Source organism: Staphylococcus microti, from assembly GCF_000934465.1.
GTDB classification, from domain to species: domain Bacteria; phylum Bacillota; class Bacilli; order Staphylococcales; family Staphylococcaceae; genus Staphylococcus; species Staphylococcus microti.
The window spans coordinates 1-225 of the sequence record NZ_JXWY01000172.1 but is presented as its reverse complement, the minus strand read 5'-3'; the positions used below and the strand labels follow the sequence as shown (position 1 = coordinate 225).

General features: G+C 55.6%; 1 rRNA gene. It reads left to right on the top strand.

The annotated features are described in order from the left end of the window. Nucleotides 1–225, top strand: a 16S ribosomal RNA gene (locus tag TP70_RS11165); the annotation flags it as partial.

Here is a 225-nt window from a genome sequence, read left to right as displayed (position 1 = left end):
AGGCGGCTTTCTGGTCTGCAACTGACGCTGATGTGCGAAAGCGTGGGGATCAAACAGGATTAGATACCCTGGTAGTCCACGCCGTAAACGATGAGTGCTAAGTGTTAGGGGGGTTCCGCCCCTTAGTGCTGCAGCTAACGCATTAAGCACTCCGCCTGGGGAGTACGGTCGCAAGACTGAAACTCAAAGGAATTGACGGGGACCCGCACAAGCGGTGGAGCATGT